Annotated in this window: 29 protein-coding genes, 1 other RNA gene and 1 pseudogene; 21 read left to right on the forward strand and 10 right to left on the reverse strand. The window is 59.8% G+C overall.

Features of this window, described 5'->3' with window-relative positions; all coding sequences use genetic code 11:
- Positions 1-20: 20 nt before the first annotated feature.
- The 3 genes from ABH15_RS00820 (at position 21) to ABH15_RS00830 (ending at position 1,854) form a co-directional block, all read left to right on the forward strand.
- A complete protein-coding gene (locus ABH15_RS00820; RefSeq protein WP_164913596.1) occupies positions 21-431 on the forward strand; it encodes a SpoIIAA family protein in 411 nt (136 codons plus the stop codon).
- Positions 432-486: 55 nt separating this feature from the next.
- The gene (locus ABH15_RS00825) at positions 487-900 is read left to right on the forward strand and encodes a SpoIIAA family protein (RefSeq protein WP_128692476.1); all 414 of its coding nucleotides are present in this window, start codon (positions 487-489) and stop codon (positions 898-900) included.
- Positions 901-966: 66 nt separating this feature from the next.
- Positions 967-1,854, forward strand: coding sequence for a PHP domain-containing protein (locus ABH15_RS00830; protein WP_128692477.1), 888 nt, complete (start codon positions 967-969; stop codon positions 1,852-1,854).
- Between the two features lie 21 nt (positions 1,855-1,875).
- On the opposite strand, the gene cls is transcribed toward ABH15_RS00830, so the two are convergent.
- Positions 1,876-3,306: a cardiolipin synthase gene (cls, locus tag ABH15_RS00835; RefSeq protein WP_128692478.1), complete on the reverse strand. Its 1,431-nt coding sequence runs from the start codon at positions 3,304-3,306 to the stop codon at positions 1,876-1,878.
- 182 nt (positions 3,307-3,488) lie between these two features.
- On the opposite strand from cls, the gene ABH15_RS00840 reads away from it, so the two are divergent.
- The 9 genes from ABH15_RS00840 to ABH15_RS00880 all read left to right on the forward strand — a co-directional run bounded on the left by ABH15_RS00840 (position 3,489) and on the right by ABH15_RS00880 (position 10,665).
- Entirely contained in the window at positions 3,489-4,085 is a 597-nt protein-coding gene (locus ABH15_RS00840) for a DUF1269 domain-containing protein (protein WP_241647959.1), read from the forward strand.
- 82 nt (positions 4,086-4,167) lie between these two features.
- A complete protein-coding gene (locus tag ABH15_RS00845; RefSeq protein WP_128692479.1) occupies positions 4,168-4,782 on the forward strand; it encodes a hypothetical protein in 615 nt (204 codons plus the stop codon).
- 353 nt (positions 4,783-5,135) lie between these two features.
- Complete coding sequence (locus ABH15_RS00850) at positions 5,136-5,513, forward strand: hypothetical protein (protein ID WP_128692480.1); 378 nt, start codon at positions 5,136-5,138, stop codon at positions 5,511-5,513.
- Between the two features lie 218 nt (positions 5,514-5,731).
- Entirely contained in the window at positions 5,732-7,030 is a 1,299-nt protein-coding gene (locus ABH15_RS00855) for an anaerobic sulfatase maturase (protein WP_128692481.1), read from the forward strand.
- Positions 7,031-7,181: 151 nt separating this feature from the next.
- Positions 7,182-7,577 carry a hypothetical protein gene (locus ABH15_RS00860; protein ID WP_128692482.1) on the forward strand — a complete coding sequence of 132 codons (396 nt, stop codon included), beginning with the start codon at positions 7,182-7,184 and terminating at the stop codon, positions 7,575-7,577.
- Complete coding sequence (locus ABH15_RS00865) at positions 7,574-8,074, forward strand: mechanosensitive ion channel family protein (RefSeq protein ID WP_164913597.1); 501 nt, start codon at positions 7,574-7,576, stop codon at positions 8,072-8,074. The genes ABH15_RS00860 and ABH15_RS00865 overlap by 4 nt, the downstream gene beginning before the upstream one ends.
- 328 nt (positions 8,075-8,402) lie before the next feature.
- A complete protein-coding gene (locus ABH15_RS00870) occupies positions 8,403-9,071 on the forward strand; it encodes a TMEM175 family protein (protein WP_164913598.1) in 669 nt (222 codons plus the stop codon).
- A gap of 523 nt (positions 9,072-9,594) precedes the next feature.
- On the forward strand, positions 9,595-10,152 hold the full coding sequence (locus tag ABH15_RS00875; protein ID WP_128692485.1) for a DUF1269 domain-containing protein: 558 nt from the start codon (positions 9,595-9,597) through the stop codon (positions 10,150-10,152).
- A 243-nt stretch (positions 10,153-10,395) separates the two neighbouring features.
- Positions 10,396-10,665, forward strand: a complete 270-nt coding sequence (locus ABH15_RS00880; RefSeq protein WP_128692486.1) for a hypothetical protein — start codon at positions 10,396-10,398, stop codon at positions 10,663-10,665.
- A 133-nt stretch (positions 10,666-10,798) separates the two neighbouring features.
- On the opposite strand, the gene ABH15_RS00885 is transcribed toward ABH15_RS00880, so the two are convergent.
- The gene (locus tag ABH15_RS00885; RefSeq protein ID WP_164913599.1) at positions 10,799-11,335 is read right to left on the reverse strand and encodes a DUF1269 domain-containing protein; all 537 of its coding nucleotides are present in this window, start codon (positions 11,333-11,335) and stop codon (positions 10,799-10,801) included.
- 279 nt (positions 11,336-11,614) lie between these two features.
- Here ABH15_RS00885 and ABH15_RS00890 point away from each other — a divergent pair.
- A pseudogene (locus tag ABH15_RS00890) lies at positions 11,615-11,812 on the forward strand (transposase); the annotation flags it as partial.
- On the opposite strand, the gene ABH15_RS00895 reads toward ABH15_RS00890, so the two are convergent.
- Together ABH15_RS00895 and ABH15_RS00900 are read right to left on the reverse strand one after the other, a co-directional pair.
- Positions 11,773-12,306, reverse strand: coding sequence for a hypothetical protein (locus ABH15_RS00895; protein ID WP_128692488.1), 534 nt, complete (start codon positions 12,304-12,306; stop codon positions 11,773-11,775). The pseudogene ABH15_RS00890 and the gene ABH15_RS00895 overlap by 40 nt on opposite strands.
- 591 nt (positions 12,307-12,897) lie before the next feature.
- Positions 12,898-13,119, reverse strand: coding sequence for a hypothetical protein (locus tag ABH15_RS00900; protein ID WP_128692489.1), 222 nt, complete (start codon positions 13,117-13,119; stop codon positions 12,898-12,900).
- 385 nt (positions 13,120-13,504) lie between these two features.
- Here ABH15_RS00900 and ABH15_RS00905 point away from each other — a divergent pair, with 385 nt between their 5' ends.
- From ABH15_RS00905 to ABH15_RS00930, 6 genes are all read left to right on the forward strand, one after another.
- Positions 13,505-13,969: an SHOCT domain-containing protein gene (locus ABH15_RS00905; RefSeq protein WP_164913600.1), complete on the forward strand. Its 465-nt coding sequence runs from the start codon at positions 13,505-13,507 to the stop codon at positions 13,967-13,969.
- 69 nt (positions 13,970-14,038) lie between these two features.
- A complete protein-coding gene (locus tag ABH15_RS00910; protein WP_206633402.1) occupies positions 14,039-15,064 on the forward strand; it encodes an AI-2E family transporter in 1,026 nt (341 codons plus the stop codon).
- A 161-nt stretch (positions 15,065-15,225) separates the two neighbouring features.
- Entirely contained in the window at positions 15,226-17,133 is a 1,908-nt protein-coding gene (locus ABH15_RS00915) for a hypothetical protein (RefSeq protein WP_128692492.1), read from the forward strand.
- A gap of 50 nt (positions 17,134-17,183) precedes the next feature.
- Entirely contained in the window at positions 17,184-18,215 is a 1,032-nt protein-coding gene (locus ABH15_RS00920; protein ID WP_128692493.1) for a hypothetical protein, read from the forward strand.
- Positions 18,216-18,227: 12 nt separating this feature from the next.
- Positions 18,228-18,538: signal recognition particle sRNA (gene ffs / locus ABH15_RS00925), an RNA gene on the forward strand.
- An 11-nt stretch (positions 18,539-18,549) separates the two neighbouring features.
- Positions 18,550-19,503 carry a malate dehydrogenase gene (locus ABH15_RS00930; RefSeq protein WP_128692494.1) on the forward strand — a complete coding sequence of 318 codons (954 nt, stop codon included), beginning with the start codon at positions 18,550-18,552 and terminating at the stop codon, positions 19,501-19,503.
- A gap of 45 nt (positions 19,504-19,548) precedes the next feature.
- Here ABH15_RS00930 and ABH15_RS00935 read toward each other — a convergent pair whose 3' ends face one another.
- From ABH15_RS00935 to ABH15_RS00945, 3 genes are read right to left on the reverse strand one after another with little or no spacing between them, the layout of a single operon-like run.
- On the reverse strand, positions 19,549-19,803 hold the full coding sequence (locus ABH15_RS00935) for an elongation factor 1-beta (RefSeq protein WP_128692495.1): 255 nt from the start codon (positions 19,801-19,803) through the stop codon (positions 19,549-19,551).
- A gap of 2 nt (positions 19,804-19,805) precedes the next feature.
- Positions 19,806-19,970 (reverse strand): zinc finger domain-containing protein, encoded by a 165-nt coding sequence (locus tag ABH15_RS00940; RefSeq protein ID WP_338323515.1) that lies wholly within the window; start codon positions 19,968-19,970, stop codon positions 19,806-19,808.
- Between the two features lie 45 nt (positions 19,971-20,015).
- Complete coding sequence (locus ABH15_RS00945) at positions 20,016-20,615, reverse strand: amino acid kinase family protein (protein ID WP_128692496.1); 600 nt, start codon at positions 20,613-20,615, stop codon at positions 20,016-20,018.
- Between the two features lie 41 nt (positions 20,616-20,656).
- Here ABH15_RS00945 and ABH15_RS00950 point away from each other — a divergent pair, with 41 nt between their 5' ends.
- A complete protein-coding gene (locus ABH15_RS00950; protein WP_128692497.1) occupies positions 20,657-22,327 on the forward strand; it encodes a phospholipase D-like domain-containing protein in 1,671 nt (556 codons plus the stop codon).
- On the opposite strand, the gene ABH15_RS00955 is transcribed toward ABH15_RS00950, so the two are convergent.
- Both ABH15_RS00955 and ABH15_RS00960 read right to left on the reverse strand, forming a co-directional pair.
- Entirely contained in the window at positions 22,315-22,623 is a 309-nt protein-coding gene (locus ABH15_RS00955; RefSeq protein ID WP_128692498.1) for a transcriptional regulator, read from the reverse strand. The genes ABH15_RS00950 and ABH15_RS00955 overlap by 13 nt on opposite strands.
- The gene (locus ABH15_RS00960) at positions 22,620-22,853 is read right to left on the reverse strand and encodes a winged helix-turn-helix domain-containing protein (protein WP_128692499.1); all 234 of its coding nucleotides are present in this window, start codon (positions 22,851-22,853) and stop codon (positions 22,620-22,622) included. The genes ABH15_RS00955 and ABH15_RS00960 overlap by 4 nt, the downstream gene beginning before the upstream one ends.
- 70 nt (positions 22,854-22,923) lie before the next feature.
- Between ABH15_RS00960 and ABH15_RS00965 the strand changes: the two genes are divergently transcribed.
- Positions 22,924-23,289, forward strand: a complete 366-nt coding sequence (locus tag ABH15_RS00965; RefSeq protein WP_128692500.1) for a hypothetical protein — start codon at positions 22,924-22,926, stop codon at positions 23,287-23,289.
- Between the two features lies 1 nt (position 23,290).
- Here the strand turns inward: ABH15_RS00965 and ABH15_RS00970 are convergent, their stop codons facing one another.
- Complete coding sequence (locus ABH15_RS00970; protein ID WP_128692501.1) at positions 23,291-23,497, reverse strand: hypothetical protein; 207 nt, start codon at positions 23,495-23,497, stop codon at positions 23,291-23,293.
- Positions 23,498-23,544 lie beyond the last annotated feature (47 nt).

The following is a 23,544-nucleotide window of genomic DNA, read 5'->3' on the forward strand; positions in this document are numbered from 1 at the left end:
CCTGGCAGGAGTTCGGATGCATGATCGAACTGCTGCATGCGAGCGTGGGAAACATCATCGGGTTTCGGATCGGCGGAACGCTTACCGGACACGATCTGACCGGAATTCTCATCACGGATCTCGAGCGGGTGTTCATAGAGTACGGGGTGATCCGCCTGCTCCTCGAGATCCGGGACTTCGAAGGCGAAGACCCGGAGATAGCCCTGCAGAAGGCGATACCGGATGAACTGCCCGGGTCTATCGAACGCCTGGCCGTTGTCGTCCCGGAAGAGGAGCATGGTACGTGGACGGAAACGGCACTTCAGTCCGCCCTCGCATCGGCCGGCGCCACCGTCCGGTTCTTTCCGCCCGGGCGGCGGGAAGAGGCGTGGGACTGGGTTGCGGCGGGCGGGAAGCATACGGCAAAGGTGCCGTCGATATCCGGACCTTGATCCATCCCGGAACAAAGGGAGAACGCTTATCTGTTCTGACTGCGAAGGGGCATCCATGCTTGACCGGATGAAAGAGAGTTCAGGGTGCGTAGTCGGATTCCGATTCGACGGGAAACTGAGCGAGAGCGATTACCGGGCAACACTCCTCCCGGAGATCGAAAAAGTTCTTGAAACGTGCGATCACGCCAGAATTCTCCTGAAGATCGAGAGGTTCCACAGCTGGAGACCGGGAGGCTACTGGGAGGAACTGAAGACCTGGCCGGGGATCGCCTCCGTCGACCGGATCGCCATCGTCGGCGGAGAGCAGTGGCGGGAGTGGATGACCCACCTTCCGGGACTCTTCGTCGGCTTCACCAATATCGACGTCCGGTACTTCCGGGAAAGCCGGCAGGTGGATGCATGGGGCTGGCTCGGAAGAGACGAGCCCCAGGCTGCCCCACGCGAGGCGATCCCGGTACAGAGCCGGTGATAAACCGGCGAGACCGGGTGCGGGAGAACCTTTTTTGCCCCGGCAGGTGCACACCTCTGCAATCCGATGAACTGCCGAGCCGATGATGGCGGGTGGATCCGCTTCTCCCGCCCCGAACCGGGGGAGCTCCGCCGCCAGGGCCTGCTGCCCGTGGATCTGCATGTCCACACAAACCATTCGGACTCTCCGACGAGAGTGAAGGATGCCCTCAAACTCGCCGCCCGACAGGGGATCGGGCTCGCCATCACCGATCACAATCGGATAAGCGGTGTCCTTGAAGCCCTGCGGCTGGATTCCGGTGTTCCGGTCGTCCCCGGGATCGAGATCAGTGCAGACGACGGCCCGCATATCCTCCTCTACTTTGCCTCATACGGCGACCTTCGGGAGTTCTACACCGGGTACATCGAGAGAAATACACGGTCAGCCCCGTATATCGGGATACGGCTGACCACGGAGGAGATACTCGACGCCCGAGAGGGCTATCCGTGCGTCGCCGCTGAGGCGCACCCGTGCGGATACGTCTTCCTGAACCGGGGGGTGGAGCGGTGCATCGCCGGGGAATGTATCGGCGAAGATCTCTTCTCCCGCCTCGACGCCCTCGAAGTTATCTGCGGCGGGATGGCACGGTCCCACAACCGGAGAGCGGCGGAACTCGCACGGAAGCACCGGCTCGGCAGGACGGGAGGAACTGACGCCCACCTCCTCCACGAGCTCGGGGGAGTCGTCACCTGCGCCTCTGCCGAGACGGCGGAAGAACTCCTGGAGGCGATTCTCCGGCGCGAGACGATCGTCATCGGGGAGGAGCGGACGATCCTCGGCAAAGCGGTGACGGGGACGGCGGCCCTGCCGCACCACCTTCCCTATACGGTGCCGATTCTGCATGCCCGATGGGAGCAGAACCGCCCCCGCATCGAGCGGTTCATCCAGTCCCGGCGTACCGGGAGAAACGGGTAGCCGGGATGCGCCGGGTACGGCTCAGCCAAGCGGAGAGAAGAGCCGGGAGATCGATTCCTTGATCTTAATCAGGGTCGGCCGTTCTGCGTAGCGCTCCGGCGTTAGCTCGGTGCAGACGGCGAGATCCTCAATAAATCGCCGTTTCATCTCGCTCCCGACGGCCGAGTCGTAGAAGAAGGCGTTCGCCTCGAAGTTCAGCCGGAAACTGCGGACATCCCAGTTCGCACTGCCGACGGAACCGGCTTTCCCGTCGACCACGACGGTCTTTGCATGGATGAAGCCGTTGTCGTAAGTGTAGACCTGCACTCCCGCATCGAGCAGGTCGGCGGCGAAGGAGAGGGACGCCCAGTAGACGAAGGGGTGATCAGGTTTGCAGGGGATCATAAGACGGACGTCGACGCCGGAGAGCGCTGCGAGCCGCAAAGCGTCGGAGATGCTCTCGTCGGGGATGAAGTAGGGCGTCTGAACATAACAGGACTCCCGGGCGGAGTTGATCAGCTTGATGTACCCCTCCTTTACGGGGTTCCACCGGGTATCGGGGCCTCCCGAGACGATCTGGACCGGCGTGGTGCCGGACCCTTCAACCCCGGGGAAGTACTGTTCGACCACCTCCATCGACTCTTTCGTCGTGAACTGCCAGTCTAGGAAAAAACGGAGTTGCAACAGGCTTGCGGCCTGCCCGGTGATCTTCACCGCGGTATCCCGCCAGTAGCCCATCGGCCCTTTGCCCAGGTACTCGTCCCCGATATTGAAACCGCCGATGAAACCGACAGCTCCGTCGATGACGGCGATTTTTCGGTGGTTCCGGTAGTTCAATCGGTAGATCGAGGGGAAGAATACCCCGATCTGTCCGCCGGCATCGGTCAGTTCATGGAAGGCTTTCTTCGATCCTTTCCCCGCCCGGGTTCCCATGGCATCGAAGAGCAGGCGGACCTCAACACCCTCGCGTGCCTTTTCTGCGAGCGCGTGGACAACAGCACGCCCGAGTTCGTCATTGTTCACGATGAAGTACTCTAGATGGATATGGTGGCGGGCGTCCCTGATCGCCTCAAAGAGCGCATCGAACTTCTCTTTCCCGTCGGTATAGACCTCGACCCGATTGTTCTCTGTCAGGAACGCCCGGTTATTCTGAAGAAGTGCGAAGATAGTATCGCGGTAGGGTTCTGCGTCCGGGTTTGCAAACCGGAAGTGACTGTCGACCAGATCGCGGTGCTGCTCCTCAAATATCTCCTTGAGTCTCCGGTCACCCGCCTCTTTGACGGTAAACATCTTACGCCGCGTATAGTTCTGCCCGAAGAGCAGGTAGAGCACGAACCCGATCGCGGGCAGGAAGAAGAGGACCATCAGCCATGCCAGCGCCGACGTAGGATTCTTCCGCTCGACGAAGACGACAACGATGGCAAAGAAGATGTCGAAGAGCAGGATGATGCCGAGGATGAACGACCAATTCATGTTAAGAACCTCTCTCAAGCCATTGTTTTCCCGCACGCGAAAGGGAGAGCCTTTGGCACCGGACTCAAGTAAGCCCTCTCGTCACAGCAGTATATAAATGGGTACCCAGGCAGGAATGAGTCTCCGGGAACGAGGGGAGAGGAGGAGGTAGTTATATATTCCAGTGCACGGATTGTGCCGGTATGCTTGCGCGTATCCGCCGTGCACCGGCCCTGCAGGGGATGAACCGGGAGGGCGGGACGCCCGCAGGAGGTACCATGAGCGATCTTGTTGTTATTGCGTATGACGATGAATCCACAGCCTATACGGTCCGTGATAAACTGGTGGATCTGACCAAGGAGCACATTATCGAGCTGGAGGATCTGGTCGTCGTCGTCCACCATAAGGACGGAAAGACCGAGATCAAGCAGAGCACCGATCTGGTCAGCCTGGGTGCGCTCTCCGGCGCTTTCTGGGGTCTGTTGATCGGGCTTATCTTCTTCATGCCGATCTTCGGCCTGGCGATAGGCGCAATTGCAGGCGCCCTCGGCGGGCGTTTCTCCGACTACGGCATCGATGACAAATTCATCAAGGAAGTGGCCGAGAATGTCCAGCCCGGGAACTCTGCCGTCTTTCTGCTGATCAAGAAGATGACGCCGGACAAGGTAATCGACGCCATCAAGGGATATCACGGCACCGTAATCCAGACGTCGCTCTCAAGCGAGGAGGAGGAGCGTCTTCGCGACGCATTCAGCACCGGGCTGCCAGCAAAGGCAGAAGTGCCGCCTCCCTCTCCGTAATCATTTTTGAGAGCGGCAGAGCGGGGCGGCGGGGACATCCATCCCGTACCGGCAACCGCACCAGCAGGAAGTGATGGAGCGTATGCGTGACGTCAGGGTAGCCAGGTTTGAACGCGCCGGTGTGATGCACGTTGAATTCCGGTTTAAAGCACTCGATCAACTTCTCGATCCAGCGGACTCTTCTCCTCTGCCGGAACGGGAACTCACGGAGTTCGCCGAGGAGTATATTTTCGGGTATCTCAGAGAGTGCAGGCTGCAGAATCTCGCAGGGCTCAACATCAGCCTCCCACAGGATCAGGTTTCGCCGGAGATGCAGATGCTCCTGCCCGACACCATCCGCCGGCAGTATCTGTTCCGGTTAAGTGACCTCGACCACGAAACCCGACTTTCACTACGTGAAGGGAGGATTAGCCTCGCAATTGCGGTCTTCAATGCCACCATCGCGGTGCTGTTCTTCAGCATCTTTGCGAGCTATCTCGAGTCGCTCGTTGTCATCCTCCTCGGCGGCCTGATCACCATTTTAAACTGGGTGACCATCTGGAACACCTACGAGTATTTCGTGTACGACTACCGGCACCTGATGCACAGACGCAGGATCTATCGGAAGGTTCCGGCTCTGGAGATCAAGGTTCTGACCTGGCCACTCACCGGTAACCCGGAGGAGACAGTTCATCCCGCCGACCGGGAGATCGGTTGAGTACAGCTCGGTTAGGACTGCTGACATCGTCGCCCGGGCTCCACTCGGTCTGCCGCAGCACACTACCGCCTGACCTATGCGTATCTATGCGGGTACTGAATCCCTTCAGGGGTAATGGTATGGAGAATAAGCATGCACATCCGGGCGACACCGCTGCGGGACGTCGTGATCAAATCCCGGTCGACCGCGATGAAGAGGAGCGAAACCCCGGCCTGACAGGAGGAGAGAGGACATCGACCCGACGGCGGAGGAACAGCTCTTCGGATCGGGGTTCGGCACTCCACTATTTTTATATACCTTCTGCCGTTATTCCCGCCGCGAGCAGCAATTGCCATTCTGTTCGGGAGAGGGTTATGAAATCAGGGATGTTTTTCGTCGCCGGGATACTCATTCTGGGCTGCGCCGTTGCCGGGTGCGTCCAACCTGCCCAGGAACGGGCGGAGGCAGAGCTCTGCCGGGACCTTGAAGCACTCGGCGTAGCGCTTCAGAATCTGCAGAGCGTCAATGCAACCTCTTCGGTGGGAGATATTCGGGACGCACAGGGTGAGGTGCAGTCTGCCAGGGAGAATGTCAGGAGTTCTGCAGGCCGGCTCGCCGACATCCGGGTCAACGAACTCACTGCGGCGTATGAAGAGCTCAGTCAAGTCGTGCAGAACATCCCCAACAGTGCGAACGTCGTTGAAATCGTCCAGACCATCCGCCCGAAGGTGCAGGCGGGCACTACGGGCTGAGAGGAGACCGGGTTCTCGAAAAGGGGCAGGAAGCAACGGGCGGCGGCCTGTGTTAAAACTTGAGAAATACCCGGGTTCATCGAGATGCAGAGAAAGAACCCTCACCTTTATGCATCGAGAGAGCAGTAAAGCAGGCGATCATGGATCAAACGAAGGGAGGGGAAAGGAGCTGCAATTCCCGGGAGCTTCAATCGTCCTTACGGGAACAGAGGTGATCGATGAGCGGATCTGATGGTGAGGTGCCCCCCGCCTTCCACGTCATGGCCAAACCGACCGGTGCACGGTGCAATCTTGCCTGTGCCTACTGCTTTTTCCTGAAGAAGGAGGAGCTGTACCCGGATAGCACGTTTCGGATGACCGACGGGGTGATGGAGGAGTATATCCGCCAGACCATCGAGGGACATCGCGTGCCCCAGGTGACGATTGCCTGGCAGGGGGGAGAGCCGACCCTGATGGGGCTGGACTTCTTCCAGCGAGCCGTGGAGGTGCAGAAGAAGTATGCGAAACCCAAAACCCGTATCGAGAACACGTTCCAGACAAACGGCATCCTCCTCGATGACGAATGGTGCCATTTCTTCCATGAGAATCAATTTCTCGTTGGCCTCTCCATGGACGGCCCCGCGGAACTGCATGATACCTACCGGAGAGACAGGCGGGGTCGCGGCACGTTTGACCGGGTTCTCAAAGCCGCCCGCCTGCTCCAGAAACACCAGGTCGAATACAACATCCTCTGCGCAGTCAACAGCACGAACGCCGACTATCCACAGGAGGTATACCGATTCTTCCGCGACGAACTCTCTGCGCAATATATCCAGTTTATTCCCATCGTGGAGCGAAATAACGAGACCGGATTTCAGGAAGGGAACACGGTCACCGACCGATCCGTCCGGCCGGATCAGTGGGGACGGTTCCTGATCGAGATCTTCGACGAGTGGGTCAGGAGAGACGTGGGCCGGATGTTTGTTTTGAACTTCGACGGGGCGCTCGCGGGCTGGCTCGGGATGGCGGGGACGGTCTGCGTCTTTTCCCCGACCTGCGGCCTTGGCGTGGCGCTCGAGCACAACGGAGACCTCTATTCCTGCGATCACTTCGTCGAACCGGACCACCTCCTCGGCAACATCCTCACGACACCGCTCGCCGAACTCGTGGGCTCGGAGAAGCAGCGGAGGTTCGGGGCAGTCAAACGTGATACGCTCCCCCGGTACTGCCGGGAGTGTGCGTTCCTCGCCATCTGCAACGGGGAATGCCCGAAGAACCGGTTCATCGAGACGCCGGACGGCGAGGCGGGACTCAACTACCTCTGCAAAGGCTACAAGGCTTTCTTCGCCCACGCCGACCGCCCGATGCGGATGATGGCCGACCTGCTCCGACAGGGGCGGTTTGCGGATGAGGTGATGCCGATGCTCGCCGCAAGGGAGAAAGGGCCTGCTAACCAGGCCAGGGTGGGTCGGAACGATCCCTGCCCATGCGGAAGCGGGCTGAAATATAAGAAGTGCTGCGGGCTCAGAACCCGTTAACGATGCAATGTCGTGGGAGATCGCCACCTCATCAGGCCTGAAAAATTATTTTTGCAAAAATATAATAACCATCTATCCTGCATCAGGCATACGTTCCCGGATTCGCGTACAGGGAGACGATAGGCCTGGCGGACGGGGAGTTCGATGATCTGTGGCGGATCTGGAGTCTCTCACGGAAATCGGCGTAAACATCGGTGAAATACTCATAATTCTGCTTCTCACCGGTGCCGCCCTCGTTACCACAAGGGTCATTATGCGGCGCGGGCTCTGGCCGACAATCCTGAAGGCCGGATTGGCACCCGACAGAAGAATACTCTCCCTCGTTGAGCAGTTTGTCTACATCTTTCTCATCGTCTTCGGACTCCAACAGGTCGTCCGGTTCATCGTGCCGGAGGCTCCCGATCTTGATGACCTCTTCTTCATCATCTACTGGGTTGTAGGGCTCTACTTCGCCTTCCGCCTGATCAGCGCCGCTGCGGACTGGTACTTGGCGATGGCCGCACCCCGGATCGAGGGCACAACGCATGAAAAATCGTCCCGAACGTGAAATACATCGTCATCATCGTCGTTTTTTCACTGGCGCACATCATCCTCCTCGATTACTTCGATATCAGCAGCTCGGCTCTGACCGCCGCCATCGCTTCCTTCGGCCTGGGCGCCCTGGTGGTGGGACTCGCCGCAGAGAACATCATCAACGACATCTTCAGCGGGATCGTGATCAGCATCGACCGCCCCGTCTGGGTCGGCGACCGCATCGAGATCCAGGAGCTGGAGACGCGGGGAGATGTGGTGGAGGTCGGCTGGCGGTCCACCCGCATTCTCACGAGAGACAAGCGGATGGTCGCCGTCCCCAACTCGCTCATCGGTTCGAATCTCGTAACGAACTACTCGGTGCCGGACAAGGTCTTCAGGGTCGAGACCGATGCGGTGATAGCATATGGGGCAGACATCGAATACGTCAGAGGCCTGATACTGGAGGCGATAGAGGAGCAGGACTGGGTGATGAAGGACAGACGGACACGGGCACTGACTGATATAACCTGATATTTATAATAATTTCCCACTTGGGTTGCGCGGTTCAATGCCGTGCCAGGAGGGAGCCGTTGACCCGTCAACCCGTTTTCACCGCAGGAGAAACGCATCGGCGGGTCTTTCCCGTGCGTGACCACGTTGTCGCCCCTTTGAGCGGGATGCGGCGTTCGTCCCGCTCAGACCGGTGCAACACATTTCTTGTATCTTCGACCGGGTATACACCATTGGTGCTGATGGAGGCAGAGAGAACGCAAGGCACCATTTTTACGCTACCAAGGGATGAAGAAACCATACTCTTTTCATATCTCCTTCCATCCATACTCGCGATCAGGTGATGTTGATGGCTGCCCCTGATGAGAGCACGAAGAGATCCGACCCCGGCCACCCGCCCCACATTCTCCCCACGGACAGGCTGAACGCGTTCGCCGACGGCGTCTTCGCCATCGTCATCACCCTGCTCGTCCTCGAACTCCCGGTGCCGGAGGTTGCCGACGGCCTGCTATGGGCGCTTCTGGAACAATGGCCCGATTTCCTCGCTTATATTATCAGTTTCGTGTTCATCGGCGGGTTCTGGATAACGCATGCAGCCATCACCCGGCTCACCGAGCAGGAAGACCAGGTCACCTTCCGGCTGACGCTGATTACACTCTTCTTCATCTCCCTGATCCCGTTCTCCACGAGCCTGATGGCCACCCACCTCACCGGCTCGGGTTCCCGGCTGTCGGTGCTCCTCTACGGGCTGAATTTGCTCATCGCCTCGATCATGCTGAGCGGGATCATGCGTTACCTTGCCCGGCGCCGCGAACTGCTCGTGGACGACCTTGCGGAAGAAGATGTTGATGATATGGAACGAAAGCGGCGATCGGGCATCATCTTCAACGCTATCGGGGTGCTGCTCGCCCTCCTCTTCCCCCCACTGGCGGTCGCCGCGTACATCGGGGTGGCGTTCTTCTTCTTCCTCCAGCCCCTGCTCTATAAAAGGATTATACGGCGTTCTTTGAAAACCTGATAGAAGAGAGCCACCCTCTCCCCACGAGATCCGGGATACCTACGGTGTGGAAGTGGAGCCGGGACATGACGATGCGCTCATACTCGCCGTTACGGCGGCGATCGACCAGATTTCGCACGATTAGGAGAGGACGGACGGAATCAACTGGAGATCGGGTGGCCAGTCCCGGAGACGGGACTCCTGCCATCTGGATTCCCGGTCATGGCCGTCAACCATGAGCACTCCGAGAAAGATGCCGAAGGAGAGATATACATCCGAACATCCGGAGGATTGGCAGACCCGGATGAAAGAGAGCCGTTTATCCATTTAATATAACCTAATGCATATAATAAAATCTTTATATTATCTTAACTACAGTAGGCCGAGCCCGCCTCCTGCATGCATACACCCGAAGAAGTCAACGAAGATCGCTGATCGACGCCTTCGGGGCTCTTGATGCCGCATCTTATAACAGCAGTATAAGCGCAGTATACGGCTGGAACGGGCCAACTGAGAACAGATTCAGTAAAGGGGGAATAGAGAAATGGCTGAAGTTATGTATGGACCGATGCAGCTCCTGGTCATCGGATTTCCGAACCCGGACTTCCACGGTCAGATTCGCCGTGCGCTCGGGTCGGTCATGGAGGAGGGCATTATCAGGCTGATCGACCTCCGGTTCGTGTACAAAGACGCAGACGGCAACGCCAGTGCCATGGAGGCTACCCAGCTCGACGATGAGGAGCGGGAGCGCTTCGGCGCCGCCGTCGGCGCACTCATCGGCCTCGGGGCCGGCGGAGCGGAAGGAGCACGGAAAGGCGCCGAAACCGGCGCCATGGCGGCCGCCCAGCAGACCTTTGGGATGACCGAGGAGGACGTTCAGAGGATCACCGACGCCATCCCGAACGACAGCGCCGCCGCCGTCTTCCTCATCGAGCACCTCTGGGCGAAAGACCTCAAGCAGGCACTCCGCGATGCCAACGGATACCTCATCGCCCAGGGCATGGTCACGCCGGAAGCCCTTGTCATGATAGGAGATGCACTGCGAGAAGCAGCTGAAGGTGCAGAGGAGGAGAAAAAACCAATGGCGGCACCGGCACGCTGAAGCGATGCCGAGACTGACCCGCTCTCATTTTTCCATTGCCTCACCCGATCACTCATCCTGCTGATGCTCATCCCGCCCGCCACCGCTGTCCCAATGTCACCTATCCGGATGTGATGATCATGATCCTCATCGTTGAGCTGGTCGGTTTCGTGCTGCTGATGTTCGCGAGCGAGGAGATGGATAAGCGGGCGGAGCGGCATCTGCGGTTACTCGGGAGAAGAAGCCCACAAAGGCATCGCAGGGATGAAGGAGGCAAAAAAAGAGAGCACCATCTTTTTCCCTGCACAATCGGGGGATGAAGAAGGGGTCATCATAGATGCCCATGTCTTCGAGCGTATCGATCAGGCGTATCACCTGGGCGTCGGTGTGCTCTGCAAAGCCAGGATGCTCCCCATCGGCCCTTCAGCCCGTTTTCACCGCATGGGAAAGGTATCGAGGGGGTCTTCTCCCTACGTGGCCGCGTTCTCGGCCCTCGGGCCGGGTGTGACGTTCGCCCTGCTCAGGCCGGTGTAGCAGTCAGGGGACTGCATTTTTTGTATCTTCGACCGGGGATACGCTGATGGACGCAGAGGAACGGGTGAAAAAAGGGAGTCCGGTGCCGGTCACCCGCACCTCCTCAGATCGTATCTCTCAAAGCAGCCTCTTTTCATGTAGCGGGTGGTGCGGCAACCTTGGCTGTATAGGACGCGATCTCACCCGACATCTCGTCGCCCAGCGTGAGCGTCACCACATTGGGATTGTAGCCGCTCATGCTGTTGACGACATCCTCGGTGTAGGTGTCTTCGAGCAACAGCAGAACAGCCGAGCTGTCGGGTGTCAGGGCATTACCGATATCTTCCAGATCGCCTTTCTTGATGGGGCGACCGAGGTATTTGCCGGCGACGCCGCCGACCACAGCACCGCCGACTACCCAAGCCAGAAACCCGGCGGGACCGCCGATGAGGCTCAGGAGCCCGCCGGCAACCGCGCCAGCTGCCGCCCCGAGGCCACCCCTGCCCGGTTCGTGAAAATGCACTTTGCCCTGTTCGTCCTGCTCGACCACGGCCTGGGCAATGATATCAAAGCCTTCCAGCAGGCCGGCGTTTTTGGCTTCGTTCAGGATGTTTCCTGCCGTCTTCTGGCCGTCAAAGACGAGCGCCAGAATGTCATAAACTTCCGAAGAACCTGTTTCTGTTTTACCCATGTTCATTCACCTTTGCGGGGTTGGCCTGATGCACATGGTGGTATCGCACCTTTGAGCAACAGATCCCATTTTTTACGGCCTGGATCCGTCGTCCAGAGCAACCTCAACCCACCCCAAATTTATAAAAATGTTTTTATGCTCGTGCCGTGTTGAATAAATCCGGTTGATACGACCAGAAGAGAGAAGATGACGGTCGCCCCTGCCGGTCTTCCATACCAAAGAAAAAACACTGGGGACGGCCGTACCCCGATACTCGCGACTGGGATATCTAATGAACACCTGGTTCGGTGGGGTGAGTTCTACCTCTCACTTGACTTCCTTGAGCAGTGGGACGAGCTCCTTGGCCGGATGAACGCCGGCAAGCGCGGCCGGCCGTGTCAGTATCCTGAGCCGTTCATCGAGTGGATGGCCTGCATTCACATCTTCCTGCAGATGCCCTATCGCCAGATGGAAGGGTTTACCCGAAAGCTCGCGACCGCCTTGCAACCATCGGAGTCATGGTGGTGATGAACCGCACCGGCGCGGAGATTAACGTCGCACATCCAGGCCGCCACTTCCTTCTCATGGTCGACATAATGCTCACCGCCTACATCGATCACCACCCGATCGATGGTTCCACCCGTAAAGGCGAAGGGTGCGGAATAATCAGGCGATACCGGGGATCCGCTGTCCCGGCCGACACAGAGACCGTCGCCGGTGAGGGAGAAGAATCCCGGCTGAGTCTTGATCCGTCCCTCTCCTACCTTCTTCATGTCTATGTACAATGTGAGGGTGCCTAGAGCGCTCTTCGTCTCCGTATCCTCTCCGTCCCTGGCGAACTCCGCGATGAAGGCGTGCCGACCGGCGGGCACGGTGTCGTTCGAGGAAATCTTCTGGATCGCGTCGCCAAGCCAATTGTAGACGTAGTGCAGTCGCCCATCGGCAATGTACAGGCTGTGGCCGCCGCCAATCCCTCCCTGAGCAAACAGCACGCCCTGCGCATCCGGCCCGTCGATACGTCCATAGCCCCGTAGCCCACGTCATCCCAGACGATCATCAGGATGTTGGGGCACTCTCAGGTGTCTGCGGCTACAGGTAGGAATCCCAATCAGACACCGAATCCCGGATATCGAGATTGACCGTGCCCTTCCATGTATCAGACATAGTGCACTCTCCACACACTGCAATTGTGACGCCGCCTAAGGAGGCGTCATGGATTAATTCTTTTGGATGCCCGAAAACCGTCGGAGAACCAGGGGCTGTACCAACCCTTCAGGGCAGGCGGCGGTGCCGGAAGTGCCAGAAGACCCTTCAATTAAAAAGGCTGATAGGCCGGGAACGACATCATGCGGTGGATGGCCGGAAGTGGTATGGGTAGGTTTACGAGCGCATACCTATCGGATTATGCCGTACGCGGGCAAGGGTAAAACGGCCGGTGTGGAACTCCCAGGGACAATCTCACCAGGGTGGCAGAGAGAACAAATACTGTTCACACGGATAATGGTGAAGAAGCGGCTCTATTCGATCAGTTTTGAGATACAGATGCAATGGCACCGCTAAAAGAGTAAAAGGTAAAAAATTGTTCAGGTCTGGTACCCCGGCGCTCCAGTTGCCGCCATCGTCATCATTTCGGTTGGTGTCGTCTCCATCGTCATCGTTTCAGTCGGTGTCACTTCAGTGGTCATGGGTGTCGTTTCAGTCGGCGTTGCCGTCGGGGTCTCATTACCCACCGGTGAAACGCACCCCGCCGCCAGGACCGCCACGGCCATGATCAGCAGCATCAGCAGGATCGATTTTTTCAACATCTATAAGCCCCCTGAAGTTAAGGAGGAAGGCACCGACTATTCGGCAAACAATATATAATTAACGGCATAGCCAGATGCTCGTGAGAAACCTTTTTTTGAGTCGATTCACCTATTTTCCCATCAGAGAGAGGAATCATCGGGTATCCTCCACCGGTCGGGGCGGTGTTCAAGACCCCCGCCCTCAACGGCACCGACCGTGGCGACGCGGTCATGATCCCGGCAGACAGGGCAAGGTAAGCGAACAATACTGCCGGTCACGAGGTACGGCCATTATCTGGAAAGTATTATAAAAACCGGTTCCTATGACTGAACCGGTTGAGGCGGGAGAACGGCGACGTCACCGCACAGTCCACATCACAACCTATGGAGGAAGGAAATGTTTCGTATGGGAGCCCGGAGGACCGCACGGAGAACCGCCCGCCGTACATCACGCCGCGTCATGCGCCGTACCATACGGCGGACCGTCCTCGTAGGCGGGATGGTCGCGCTCGCTGTCGGCGGAACCGCCGCCGTCATCAAACTCTCACAGAGGGATGTCGACCGCATCGAGCAGCATACGGGAAAAAAGGCCGAAAACCTCTCCGAGCAGGAGCTGAACACGGCGATGGACGACCTCGGCATCGAGGAGCAGGAGATAACCGATCAGGACATGACCACAATCGAAGCCGGTATGGTAAAAGAACAGGCTCCGCAGCCTTCCAGAGCGCCCCCGGCAGCCCCTCCGCCCGGGGCTGTGCCTGCCGAACCGTCTTACATCGGCGAACTGGAGAAGCTTGCCGGGCTTCGGGATAAAGGGATCATCACCGAGGAGGAGTTCCAGGCCAAGAAGAAGCAGCTCCTGGGATTGTAGATCCGGAGATTCTGGAATGGGCAGACACCCCCGAAAGACGGTCGTTTCTCCTGCGAGAGAGAGGTGACCATGCCCGCCCCGTCCCGCCTTGCATCACTCACCCGGGTTGTCATCATCAGTGCCGTCGTCGTCACCGGCATGTACCTCGGCGCCGCGATTGTGAGCCCGGTGCTCGCCGGGTTCATCCTGGCGATCGTCGTCACACCGACCGTGCACCGCCTGGAAGAGCGCGGGTTGCCCGGGTTGGCAGCGGTGCTGGCGATGGTCGGCGCGATCGCATGCGTTGCCCTGCTGCTCGTCGCACTCCTGAGCCTGTCGCTGATCGAACTCGACAGCGCCCTGCCCGCCTACCAGGACCTCCTACAGGCACAGCTGGAAACACTGCAGGCACGGCTTGCGGACATCGGGATCATGGCCTCTCTCCAGCTGCCCGATGCAGCTTCAGGGCCTCTGCTCATCCCCTCGCTCGGGGAGATCCTCGCCGGACTCTCCATTCTGGTCGTCGATTTTCTGGTCATCCTGATCGTGGCCGTCTTCATGCTCCTCGAGGTGGCCTCCATCCGGGGAAAACTCCAGAAAAGTCTGGGGGCGGATGTTGAGGCGGAACTCGGCCGAGCCGCGAACAATCTGGTCGAATACGCAGTTCTTCGCACCAAAAGCGGCATTGCAACCGGTATCGTTATCGCGACTCTCCTGCTGCTCCTCGGGATCGACGCCCCGGTGCTCTGGGCGGTCCTCATCGTCGTGCTCGGCTACATCCCCTACTTCGGGCTGCCCATAGCAGCCGCACCCCCTATCGGGCTTGCCTGGCTCCAGCACGGCCTCCCTGGGGCGCTCGCCGTCGCGGTCGGCATCTTCGTCGTCGATCTTCTTGCCCGCCGCGTGCTCCTGCCGTACCCTGCCGAGCGGGCGCTCCGAATCTCCCCACTGGCGATCGTCCTCTCGGTCCTCGCCTGGACGCTGGTGCTCGGTGTCCCGGGACTGTTTCTGGGTGCTCCCCTGGCGCTGCTCATAAAGGCTGTGCTGTCGAGTTCGGAAGAGACACGGTGGCTGGCGATACTGATGGAGCCGTCCGATACAGATACAGAATCATAAGGCCGGATCGCCACACAGCGGGTGAGGAGATTATCCATCCGGCCACAAATATAATATATTGGCAATAGTAATGGAATCCACTGATACTGATGTATACCTCTTACGATCACCCCCTTACGTATCGCCCATGAGGTGATTGAACTGCTGACGGAGCAGATCTGATGCACACCCCGACCGACACGCCGATACCGTTACTCCGGCCCCGGCGCGCCTATGCCTGGTGGAGAATTCTCCTCCTGGCGCTTCTCCTGTGCGTACTCACAGGCACGGCCGCTGCCCAGCAGGCACAGAACGCCAGCGTGCAGGAGCTGACCGGGCGAATAGAACCGAATCAGGTTATTATTTATGATCTCCCCGGCCTGCAGGCGGGAGAGACCCTCTCCGTCTATGCCAACGGGACAGGGGGAGACCTTGACCCATTCCTGGCTCTCGCGAATACGAGCCTGACCCGGGGAGAGGCACGCCGGGAGTTTGCCACAGAGGTCAATCGGTCTATCGCCGAAGGGCGTGATCCGCTCCAGGTGATCCCGGAGATTGCTGACCGATACTTCCTTGCATGGGACGACGACTCCGGAGCGGGCTACGATGCAGCAGTTCAGTATACGATCCCGGCCGATGGTGATTACCTGCTGATCCTGTTCAGCTCCCCGGCGAAGGAGAATACATTCGGCACCTACCGGCTGCTGGTCGGCATCGACGCGCCGCAAGTCCTGACCGGGCAAGCGGAGCCGACCGGTGCCGCCATCGCCGTACTGGACAGAGATGCATCCGAGGTGGGCATGGCCGTGCAGGAGGTCGACGGGACGCTGACGGCGAACAGGACGTCGACATTCTACACCTTAAACCCCGTCACAGAGGGCGATACCTTCTACGCCTTCATCGAGGCGACGTCCGGGGACCTTATCCCCGTTCTCGTTTTGCGGGACTTTGGCGGCAAACCCCTGAGCGCAGGCGTTCCGGCCGGAGACGGCATTACTGCCACCCTCGAGTACACCTTCGACGATGACAGCGAGGGCAACGAACTCGAGGTCTTCAGCCGCACCCGGAACGAAACCAACACGACGGGTGATTACCGGCTGCTGGCAGGGCTCAACGTGCCTGCCGTGCTGACGGGCGAGGCGGCACCGACGGCCCCCCGGCTCCTCCAGGAGCCTATCCGGGTGATGGTCGGGTTCGAGCTCGACCAGATCACGACGGTTGACCAGCAGGCCGAGAACTTCGGTGTGGTGGGCAACATCTGGATGCGGTGGACCGATCCGGCGCTGGCGTTCAGCCCGGACGAGTGCAACTGCCAGTTCAAAGTCTACCGAAGCGTCGAAGAGTTCGTGAGTGCCGAAGGGCAACGGTGGCCTGAGTTCACCCTCTTCAACCAGCAGGAACGGCGCTGGACGCAGAACCAGATCATCGTGGTTCGTCCCGACGGCACGGTCACCTACTACGAGCGGTTCTGGACGCTCCTGCAGGCGCCGGACTTCAACTTCAGGCAATACCCGTTCGACACCCAGGACTTCTACGTGAGAATCGACTCCCTCTACCCCGAAGAGTTCTACGTCTACGTGCCCTGGGAGGAGAAGACCACCGTCGGCGGGCAGCTCGGTGAAGAGGAGTGGTACATCACCGACTACAACGCCAACGTGACCAGCATCCAGATCAACACACAGAACTCCCGCTACTCTTTTTACTTTGAGGCAGCCCGCCACCTGACCTTCTACGTCCTGCGGATCCTCCTCCCGATCCTGATAATCATCCTCCTGACCTACGTCACCTTCCTCCTCAAGGATTACGGGAAGCGTGCCGATGTGGCGAGCGCGAACCTCCTCCTCTTCATCGCCTTCAACTTCACCATCGCCGGCGACCTGCCGCGCCTCGGGTACCTGACGTTCCTCGACTCGATCCTGGTAACGACATTCGTGGTCACCGGCATCACGGTTGCCTACAATCTCTACCTGAAGTGGCTGGCCACGGAGCGGCAGAAAGAGATCGCGGAAAAGATCGACCGGGTCATGGTCTGGCTCTATCCTGCGACCTACATCGGAGCGCTCATACTGATAGCGCTCTTCTTCCCCTAGCGGAGGCGCTGCCGCACGCATATTTATGGATCGGCGGCCAACAGAGTGGCATGAACTGCCCGGTCTGCGGGGGAGACTGCATCGAGGACGCCCCCGCACTCTTTGCACGCCTGCCGCATGCCTTCGCCCCCTGCCCCGACTGCATGGGACTCACCTATGACAAGCGCGCCCCGCCCCCCGACCTCGCTCCTGCCGAGCCCTGCCCCTCCTGCGAAAAAAGGTTCATCGATGATGTCTTCGCCCAGATCTGGACGATCATGGCAGACACCGGGGATCTCTCCCGGGACGACCCGCTCGCCGCCGCCGGGACACCTCTCGTCCATCCGGGCATCGCCCTGCACCGCCCGCCGTACCTCCCGCCCCGGTCGCTGGTGCTCCTCTCCCGCAGCGTCACAGAAGAAAGCGCACGGAGGCTCGTCGCCGAGGTTCCGGAGATCCGCGGCGTGGTACGGAACGGCGACGGCGTCCCCGGCGTCATCGATACCGGGACGGACGGCAACGGACGGCGGCACACCCTCCTTGCAGGCTGCGACGTCCGCGCCGATATCTTCGACACCCCGGCAGGCCCTATCGCCGTCTACAAACAGCAGTCCGTCATCCACATCGAGTTCCCGCACGGGCAGAACCCCAAGATCCTCGCGACCTATCAGGCGATCCGCAAGCGGTCTCCCCGCACCTTCGTCGACGCCTGCTCCGGGGCGGGGACGCTCGGTCTTGCGGGAGGCGTCCTCGGCGTCCCCGCCGTGATCTGCAACGACGCATGGTATGCCGCCGCTTTCTGGACGGCGTGCAATATCGGCGTGAACCGTGAAGCGCTCGGGGTAGAGGGCGTGCAGATCCTGCATTCGATCGCGGATCTCGCAGAGCGGCCGGTCGCGACCGAACCGGTGCTGGTTGCCGTCGCAGAGGGAGCGCGGGATATCCGGGTGTATCACGGCGATCTCCGCCTGCTCCCCCCCCTGCTGCCGGATACCGTCGATCTCACCGCAATCGACCTCTTTGAGAAGGATGACCGCGAGAAGCTAAAGGAGATCACCCAGTTCTGGATCGCTGCCGTAGGCGGAGATGTTTTTATCCCATAGACACCATCATATACGGGGACTAGCCCGGGTGGCTCGGCGTCACCTGTAACCCGAAACCGCCGTTATGCGGGAGGCGAAGTCTGAGGAAGGCTGTGGCGGCCTGCCGGAGCCGGTGCGTCCTGACGGAGAAACCTCGTCCTGTGAGGTCGGCGGACAGGCATCAATACTCCGGAGGGAGTGGCGACCTGTTGCCGCGGGAACCGGTCCAGGCCCGGAAGGGAGCAGACTTACCGTGGACGTTCGGCGCCCACAGGGTTGCGGGGCGGAGGAAGGAGGCCCCGGTGAACGCAGGTACGAGCTGTCGACCGAGGACGTGTCCCCAACGGCGATTTCTATGGCAAAGGTTACGATTATCGGAGCGACAGGCAATGTCGGCTCGTTTGCAGCACATACCATTTCTGAGATACCCCACGTTACCGATATGCTGCTGATGGGCAGACCCGGACGTGAAGAGTTTCTGGAAGGATGCTGCCGCGATATGGCCGACTCGTTTGCTGCGCGGGGCACGCAGATGCGGCTCGCTCACAGCACGCGGGTCGCCGATGTAGAAGGGTCGGATGTTATCATCTGCACGTCCGGCATGCCGCGCCAGGTCGGGCAGGACAGAAACGATCTGGCTTTCGAGAATGCCAAGATGGTGGCCGAAACCGCCGAGATCGTCGGCGAACGGGCGCCGGACGCTCTCCTGTTCATGGTCACGAACCCCGTCGACGTCATGACGGCGGTCGCCCTCAAATATTCGGGGCTCGAACCCCGGCAGGTCTTCGGGCTCGGCACGCACCTCGACTCGATGCGCCTTAAAGCACTCATCGCCGAGTATTTCAAAGTGCATGTCAGCGAAGTCCACACGCGTATCATCGGTGAGCACGGCGAGAGCATGGTACCGCTCTGGTCGGCGACGACGATAGGCGGCATCCAGATCTGTAATCTGCCGACGTTCTCGGGACTTCCTCACCGCGAGATGATGGATACGGTACGCTCGAGCGGCCAGTTTATCATCAAGAACAAAGGTGCTACGGTCTACGGACCCGGCGAAGCGATCGCAACCCTGGTTCGGACGATCCTCGGTGACGAAAACCGCATCCTGACGGTATCGAGTTACATCAGGAGCGAGGTCAACGGTATCGGCGACGTCTGCATCGGTGTGCCCGCGAGGATCAACAGAAAAGGCGTATTTCCCGTTCCGATAAAACTTGCGGACCGCGAAGTAACCGGTTTCGCCGCGTCTGTCGAGAAGATCCGCACAATCACGGCAGACGTCACGGAAAAGCTGGAGCAGTGCCGGTAAGCGGCGGAATGCTCCCTCTAAAAAAATGTGAAGATCCGGGTCGGCTCACATCAGGGTGAGTTCGACGATCTCGGCACTGCCGACACCGTCAAGTTCCCGGAGCGATTTTTCGACTTCGTCGGGCGCCCCTTCCTTATCGGGAACGACGACAACCGTCTTTAACGCGACAAGGCCGAAACCGATAGGTTCCTCTACGAGATCCTTTACCGGCACGGCAGCGGTGATCGCCGCCTTGAGCGCTTCGCGGTCAACCTCGGGCGACTCGGGCATGATCTTTAAGATGATGGCGACGTCTCCCATCGTTATGGCCCCTGGAACCCGCACTTCTGGCATTCGTATGAGACGCTCTGTTCTCTGCAGCGGTAGCACCTGCTGATTGCAGCCGAACACTCCGGGCACTTGAACTGCGTGGCACCGGTCTCTGCGAGGGTTCCGTTACAGGATGTGCATCGATCTGTTGCTATCATTATTACTTCCTCAAGCGGTATCCTATCATATCTTCCCCGAACCAATTAAAATCTCGTGTCAATAACGGTTCCATGAGGTGTCACTCCTTCAAGAACCTGCGTTACTCGTTCGTCGAATCTCCCGTTTATCACCGTCGTCCGGACATTATGTTCGAGGACGAACGGGATCAGGGCGGGATCGACCTCCTCGCAGGGGCAGGGCTGATCGACCCGGGGAAGGAGCGTCCGGTGGTAGTAGATACCGTCCACCGACTTGAGGAGGACGAGCTCGGTACCGAGATTTGCGGCAACCCATGCCGCTATCGTATCGGAGGTGATGTCCCAGGAATGCGGCAACGGATCGGACTTCCGGAGGGCACAGTACGGGAGCAGCACCGTCGTCTCCAGAGGAACCGCGAGTTCGGCCGTCGCGGGCACGCTATGCGACACGATATACCAGCCGTACTGCTCCATTGCGGCGATCGCCATCCAGTGAGCCGCCGTATCCGAGAGGTTAAGCCTGCGGACACGATCCGCGAATCGGCCGCCGCCCGGCACGATCAGCACGGGCCGCCCCGACGAGCGGATCGTATCGATGACGGCGTCGGTCCGGTCGAAAAGGCTCCCGCCGAGCTTGACAACGATAGGGGTGGTCAGCGAGGACATATCGCCAGCTTATAAAACGGGCAGCCTCATAACCTCTCCGCATGAAGCGGGTTGCCCTCGTCCTGCTCCTCTGCTGTATCGTCGCCACCGCAGGAGGCGTCCGGATAGTCGAGTTCTGCCCCGACCCCTACCAGTCGGGCGACCCGGATGAGTACCTGGTGCTCGAAGGGAGCGGCACGCTCGACGGCATTGTGATCTCCGACGGGGAGGGGGGGTTCCGGTTCCCGCCCGGGGCACGGATCGACGGCAGGCTGACCGTCGCCCGGAGCGCTGCTGCATACGCTAAAAGCCACAGTACTCTCCCCGACTACGAGCTCTTCGACTACTCACCGGCCGTTCCGGACGTCCTGAGGAGTGACGACCTCCGGATGGCGAACAGCGCTGACGAGCTCTTTGTCTACCACGAAAGCACGCTCCTCCAGACCGTTGCCTGGCCAGCTGACGTCCATCCCCGCGAAGGGCAGATACACTACTTCGAGAACGGAGTCTGGGATCCGCGGCCGCTTCTCATCGGCCAGTCACGGTTCAGTCCCGCGACCTTCGAGAACGTCCAGGTCACGGCGTTCGTCGCGCCGGACTCTGCCCGCAGCGTCTTTACGGATGCCGTCGCCGCCGCCGAGTCGGAGATCCTGGTCAACGTCTACGAGTTCACCGATGCGGGGCTCGCCGAGAGCCTCGTCAATGCCCGGGCGCGCGGGGTGAACGTCATTGTCCTCATCGAAGGAGGACCTGTCGGCGGAATACCAGCAGAAGGCCGCATCGTCGCCGGGATCCTCAACAAGGGCGGTGTCCCTGTCCTCCAGATGACCACCACCGATGCCGCGCACGCGAAGTATCGGTACAATCACGCGAAGTACATGGTCATCGATGGGAGGAGCGTCGTCATCGGGAGCGAAAACTACGGATGGAGCGGGTTTCCGGCGGCAGGAACGAAAGGCAACCGTGGATGGGGCGTCTGTCTCGACAATGCCGCGCTCGCCGGATACTTCCGGACGGTCTTTCTCTGCGACAGCAGCGGCGGCGATATCATCCCGCTTGAGGGCAGACACGGAGAGGGAGAGCCCGGGGGAGCGGTTCCGTATACCCCCGAGTTCGCTCCGTTCCGGACGGACGGGGCGCGGGTGACGCCGGTACTCTCCCCGGATACGAGCTTTTTGATCACCGCGATGCTGGAGGGTGCCGAACGGACAATCGCCATCGAGCAGGCGTACATCACGAACGAGACGCGTTACGAACTCAATCCCTTCCTCGCGGCGGCGATCAACGCCTCGCGGCGGGGAGTCGAGGTGCGGGTGATCCTCGATGCGGCCTGGTTCAATACGGAGGGCGACGCCGACAACGACGAGATGGTCGCGATAATCAACCGGATAGCGGCCGCTGAAGGGCTGCCGCTCGAGGCGCGCCTCGCCGATCTCCACGGGAGCAACCTTGAGAAGATCCACACCAAAGGTGTCGTCGTCGACGGCCGCCGTGTGCTCGTTTCCAGCATCAACTGGAACCAAAACTCTCCGAACTTCAACCGGGAGGCAGGGGTGATCATCGAGGATACGGCCGTTGCCGCGTACTTCCTGGAGGTCATGCGGGACGACTGGTACGGATCGTCACCGGAGAAAAAAGGGGGCGGGGAAGATATCGATTATGCAAAAGCCGGTGGTGCCGCCATTATCATCGTCGCAATCCTGGCTCTCTACCGGCACCGTCACCGGGGGTGAACGGCAGACCGGCAGACATCACAGATGGTGATCGTCCCGGTTCCGGAAGCTACGGCGGTCACCCACTTCTCGATGATCTCGTCGAGATCTCCGGAGAGGCCGGCATCGGTGTATCTGCGCTTCCTGCTCATATATTGCGATATTGCCGCCCTGCTGATCCCGAGGCGTTTTGAGACTTCACTCTGGCTGATACCCCGCTCGTTGACGAGGCGGTAGACCATCTCGGCCCGCATCCGCGGCAGCAGCCTCCGGGCGAGGCTGTCGCAGCGCATAATATCACAGGACTGCTCACTCATGCCGTCTGCACCATCCGCGACTGTTTATACTCGTAGAGGATCTGGCGCGCATCCCGGAAGTTGAACTTCTCGATGATCATCCCGTTATCCTTCAGTTTCTTCAGTGCATAGCGGACAGTCCGGGGAGCCAGGTTGCTCAGCCTGACCAGTTCCTTGTGGGTCAGGGCACCTCCATCCTCAAGCAGGACGAGAATCTTCTGTGATGAGGGCGGAAGGTTCACTTCATCCATAGGTAGTAGTTAACAGCGTTAACTTATCAAACTGCCGATACTATATCTCCGTGCTGCCATACGCTATCGTATGCTTGAGCGACAGGAGCGGACGGCGTTGATTCTGCTTGTCCTGGTGGTCACGATCGTGCTGGCGGCGCACCTGCTCCTCGACACCGTTGCAAAGCCCCTGGTCGCAGCACCTTACTCGGAAACGGTGGAGGACGGCACGCTGGTCATGCTCGAAGGTTCGGTCGATGCCGTGAGCGTTACCCGGACGGGCGGCCACCTCCTCCTTTCTGTAGCGGGCGTGCCGGTCTTCGTTCCAGCGGGCTCTGCGACCGGGCTCGACCTCCACGAGGGCGATCCGGTCTTTATCTACGGAACCGTGCAGACGTACCGCGGCGAGAAAGAGGTCGTCGTGAACTCGCCAGGCGACATCCGTATCCTCCGGTGAGTCACTTCTGATCGGAGTAGAAGATATCGGCTCCGCTGCCCGCCCGGAACCGCGGCCTTGCAGACGACGCTCTCTTCGTCTCCTGCTCGATCCGCTGCGGCTCGTTCACCTCTTCCGGCGGAGGGGCGGGTCTCTTCTGCCCGAACCTGCGCCCCTCAACGCCGCTGCCCCCGGCGAGATCGCTATCGATTATCTTTTCACGCGGCATACAGGGTCATCGTCGGCTCGAGTATAAATGCATGCGCAAACGCTCTT

The sequence above is a fragment of the Methanoculleus taiwanensis genome, assembly GCF_004102725.1.
Classification (GTDB): domain Archaea; phylum Halobacteriota; class Methanomicrobia; order Methanomicrobiales; family Methanoculleaceae; genus Methanoculleus_A; species Methanoculleus_A taiwanensis.

Excerpts from the sequence above, each read along its gene's own strand:
- ABH15_RS00960 (WP_128692499.1), bottom strand. The coding sequence starts at position 22,853 with ATGGATGAAGTGAACCTTCCGCCCTCATCACAGAAGATTCTCGTCCTG.
- ABH15_RS00920 (WP_128692493.1), top strand. The coding sequence starts at position 17,184 with ATGAACTGCCCGGTCTGCGGGGGAGACTGCATCGAGGACGCCCCCGCA.
- ABH15_RS00910 (WP_206633402.1), top strand. The coding sequence starts at position 14,039 with ATGCCCGCCCCGTCCCGCCTTGCATCACTCACCCGGGTTGTCATCATC.
- ABH15_RS00855 (WP_128692481.1), top strand. The coding sequence starts at position 5,732 with ATGAGCGGATCTGATGGTGAGGTGCCCCCCGCCTTCCACGTCATGGCC.
- ABH15_RS00845 (WP_128692479.1), top strand. The coding sequence starts at position 4,168 with ATGCGTGACGTCAGGGTAGCCAGGTTTGAACGCGCCGGTGTGATGCAC.
- ABH15_RS00885 (WP_164913599.1), bottom strand. The coding sequence starts at position 11,335 with ATGGGTAAAACAGAAACAGGTTCTTCGGAAGTTTATGACATTCTGGCG.
- ABH15_RS00880 (WP_128692486.1), top strand. The coding sequence starts at position 10,396 with ATGAAGGAGGCAAAAAAAGAGAGCACCATCTTTTTCCCTGCACAATCG.
- cls (WP_128692478.1), bottom strand. The coding sequence starts at position 3,306 with ATGAATTGGTCGTTCATCCTCGGCATCATCCTGCTCTTCGACATCTTC.
- ABH15_RS00950 (WP_128692497.1), top strand. The coding sequence starts at position 20,657 with ATGAAGCGGGTTGCCCTCGTCCTGCTCCTCTGCTGTATCGTCGCCACC.
- ABH15_RS00875 (WP_128692485.1), top strand. The coding sequence starts at position 9,595 with ATGGCTGAAGTTATGTATGGACCGATGCAGCTCCTGGTCATCGGATTT.
- ABH15_RS00935 (WP_128692495.1), bottom strand. The coding sequence starts at position 19,803 with ATGGGAGACGTCGCCATCATCTTAAAGATCATGCCCGAGTCGCCCGAG.
- ABH15_RS00820 (WP_164913596.1), top strand. The coding sequence starts at position 21 with ATGATCGAACTGCTGCATGCGAGCGTGGGAAACATCATCGGGTTTCGG.
- ABH15_RS00945 (WP_128692496.1), bottom strand. The coding sequence starts at position 20,615 with ATGTCCTCGCTGACCACCCCTATCGTTGTCAAGCTCGGCGGGAGCCTT.
- ABH15_RS00940 (WP_338323515.1), bottom strand. The coding sequence starts at position 19,970 with ATGATAGCAACAGATCGATGCACATCCTGTAACGGAACCCTCGCAGAG.
- ABH15_RS00915 (WP_128692492.1), top strand. The coding sequence starts at position 15,226 with ATGCACACCCCGACCGACACGCCGATACCGTTACTCCGGCCCCGGCGC.
- ABH15_RS00905 (WP_164913600.1), top strand. The coding sequence starts at position 13,505 with ATGGGAGCCCGGAGGACCGCACGGAGAACCGCCCGCCGTACATCACGC.
- ABH15_RS00830 (WP_128692477.1), top strand. The coding sequence starts at position 967 with ATGAACTGCCGAGCCGATGATGGCGGGTGGATCCGCTTCTCCCGCCCC.
- ABH15_RS00965 (WP_128692500.1), top strand. The coding sequence starts at position 22,924 with ATGCTTGAGCGACAGGAGCGGACGGCGTTGATTCTGCTTGTCCTGGTG.
- ABH15_RS00850 (WP_128692480.1), top strand. The coding sequence starts at position 5,136 with ATGAAATCAGGGATGTTTTTCGTCGCCGGGATACTCATTCTGGGCTGC.
- ABH15_RS00970 (WP_128692501.1), bottom strand. The coding sequence starts at position 23,497 with ATGCCGCGTGAAAAGATAATCGATAGCGATCTCGCCGGGGGCAGCGGC.
- ABH15_RS00840 (WP_241647959.1), top strand. The coding sequence starts at position 3,489 with ATGCTTGCGCGTATCCGCCGTGCACCGGCCCTGCAGGGGATGAACCGG.
- ABH15_RS00870 (WP_164913598.1), top strand. The coding sequence starts at position 8,403 with ATGGCTGCCCCTGATGAGAGCACGAAGAGATCCGACCCCGGCCACCCG.
- ABH15_RS00955 (WP_128692498.1), bottom strand. The coding sequence starts at position 22,623 with ATGAGTGAGCAGTCCTGTGATATTATGCGCTGCGACAGCCTCGCCCGG.
- ABH15_RS00930 (WP_128692494.1), top strand. The coding sequence starts at position 18,550 with ATGGCAAAGGTTACGATTATCGGAGCGACAGGCAATGTCGGCTCGTTT.
- ABH15_RS00825 (WP_128692476.1), top strand. The coding sequence starts at position 487 with ATGCTTGACCGGATGAAAGAGAGTTCAGGGTGCGTAGTCGGATTCCGA.
- ABH15_RS00900 (WP_128692489.1), bottom strand. The coding sequence starts at position 13,119 with ATGTTGAAAAAATCGATCCTGCTGATGCTGCTGATCATGGCCGTGGCG.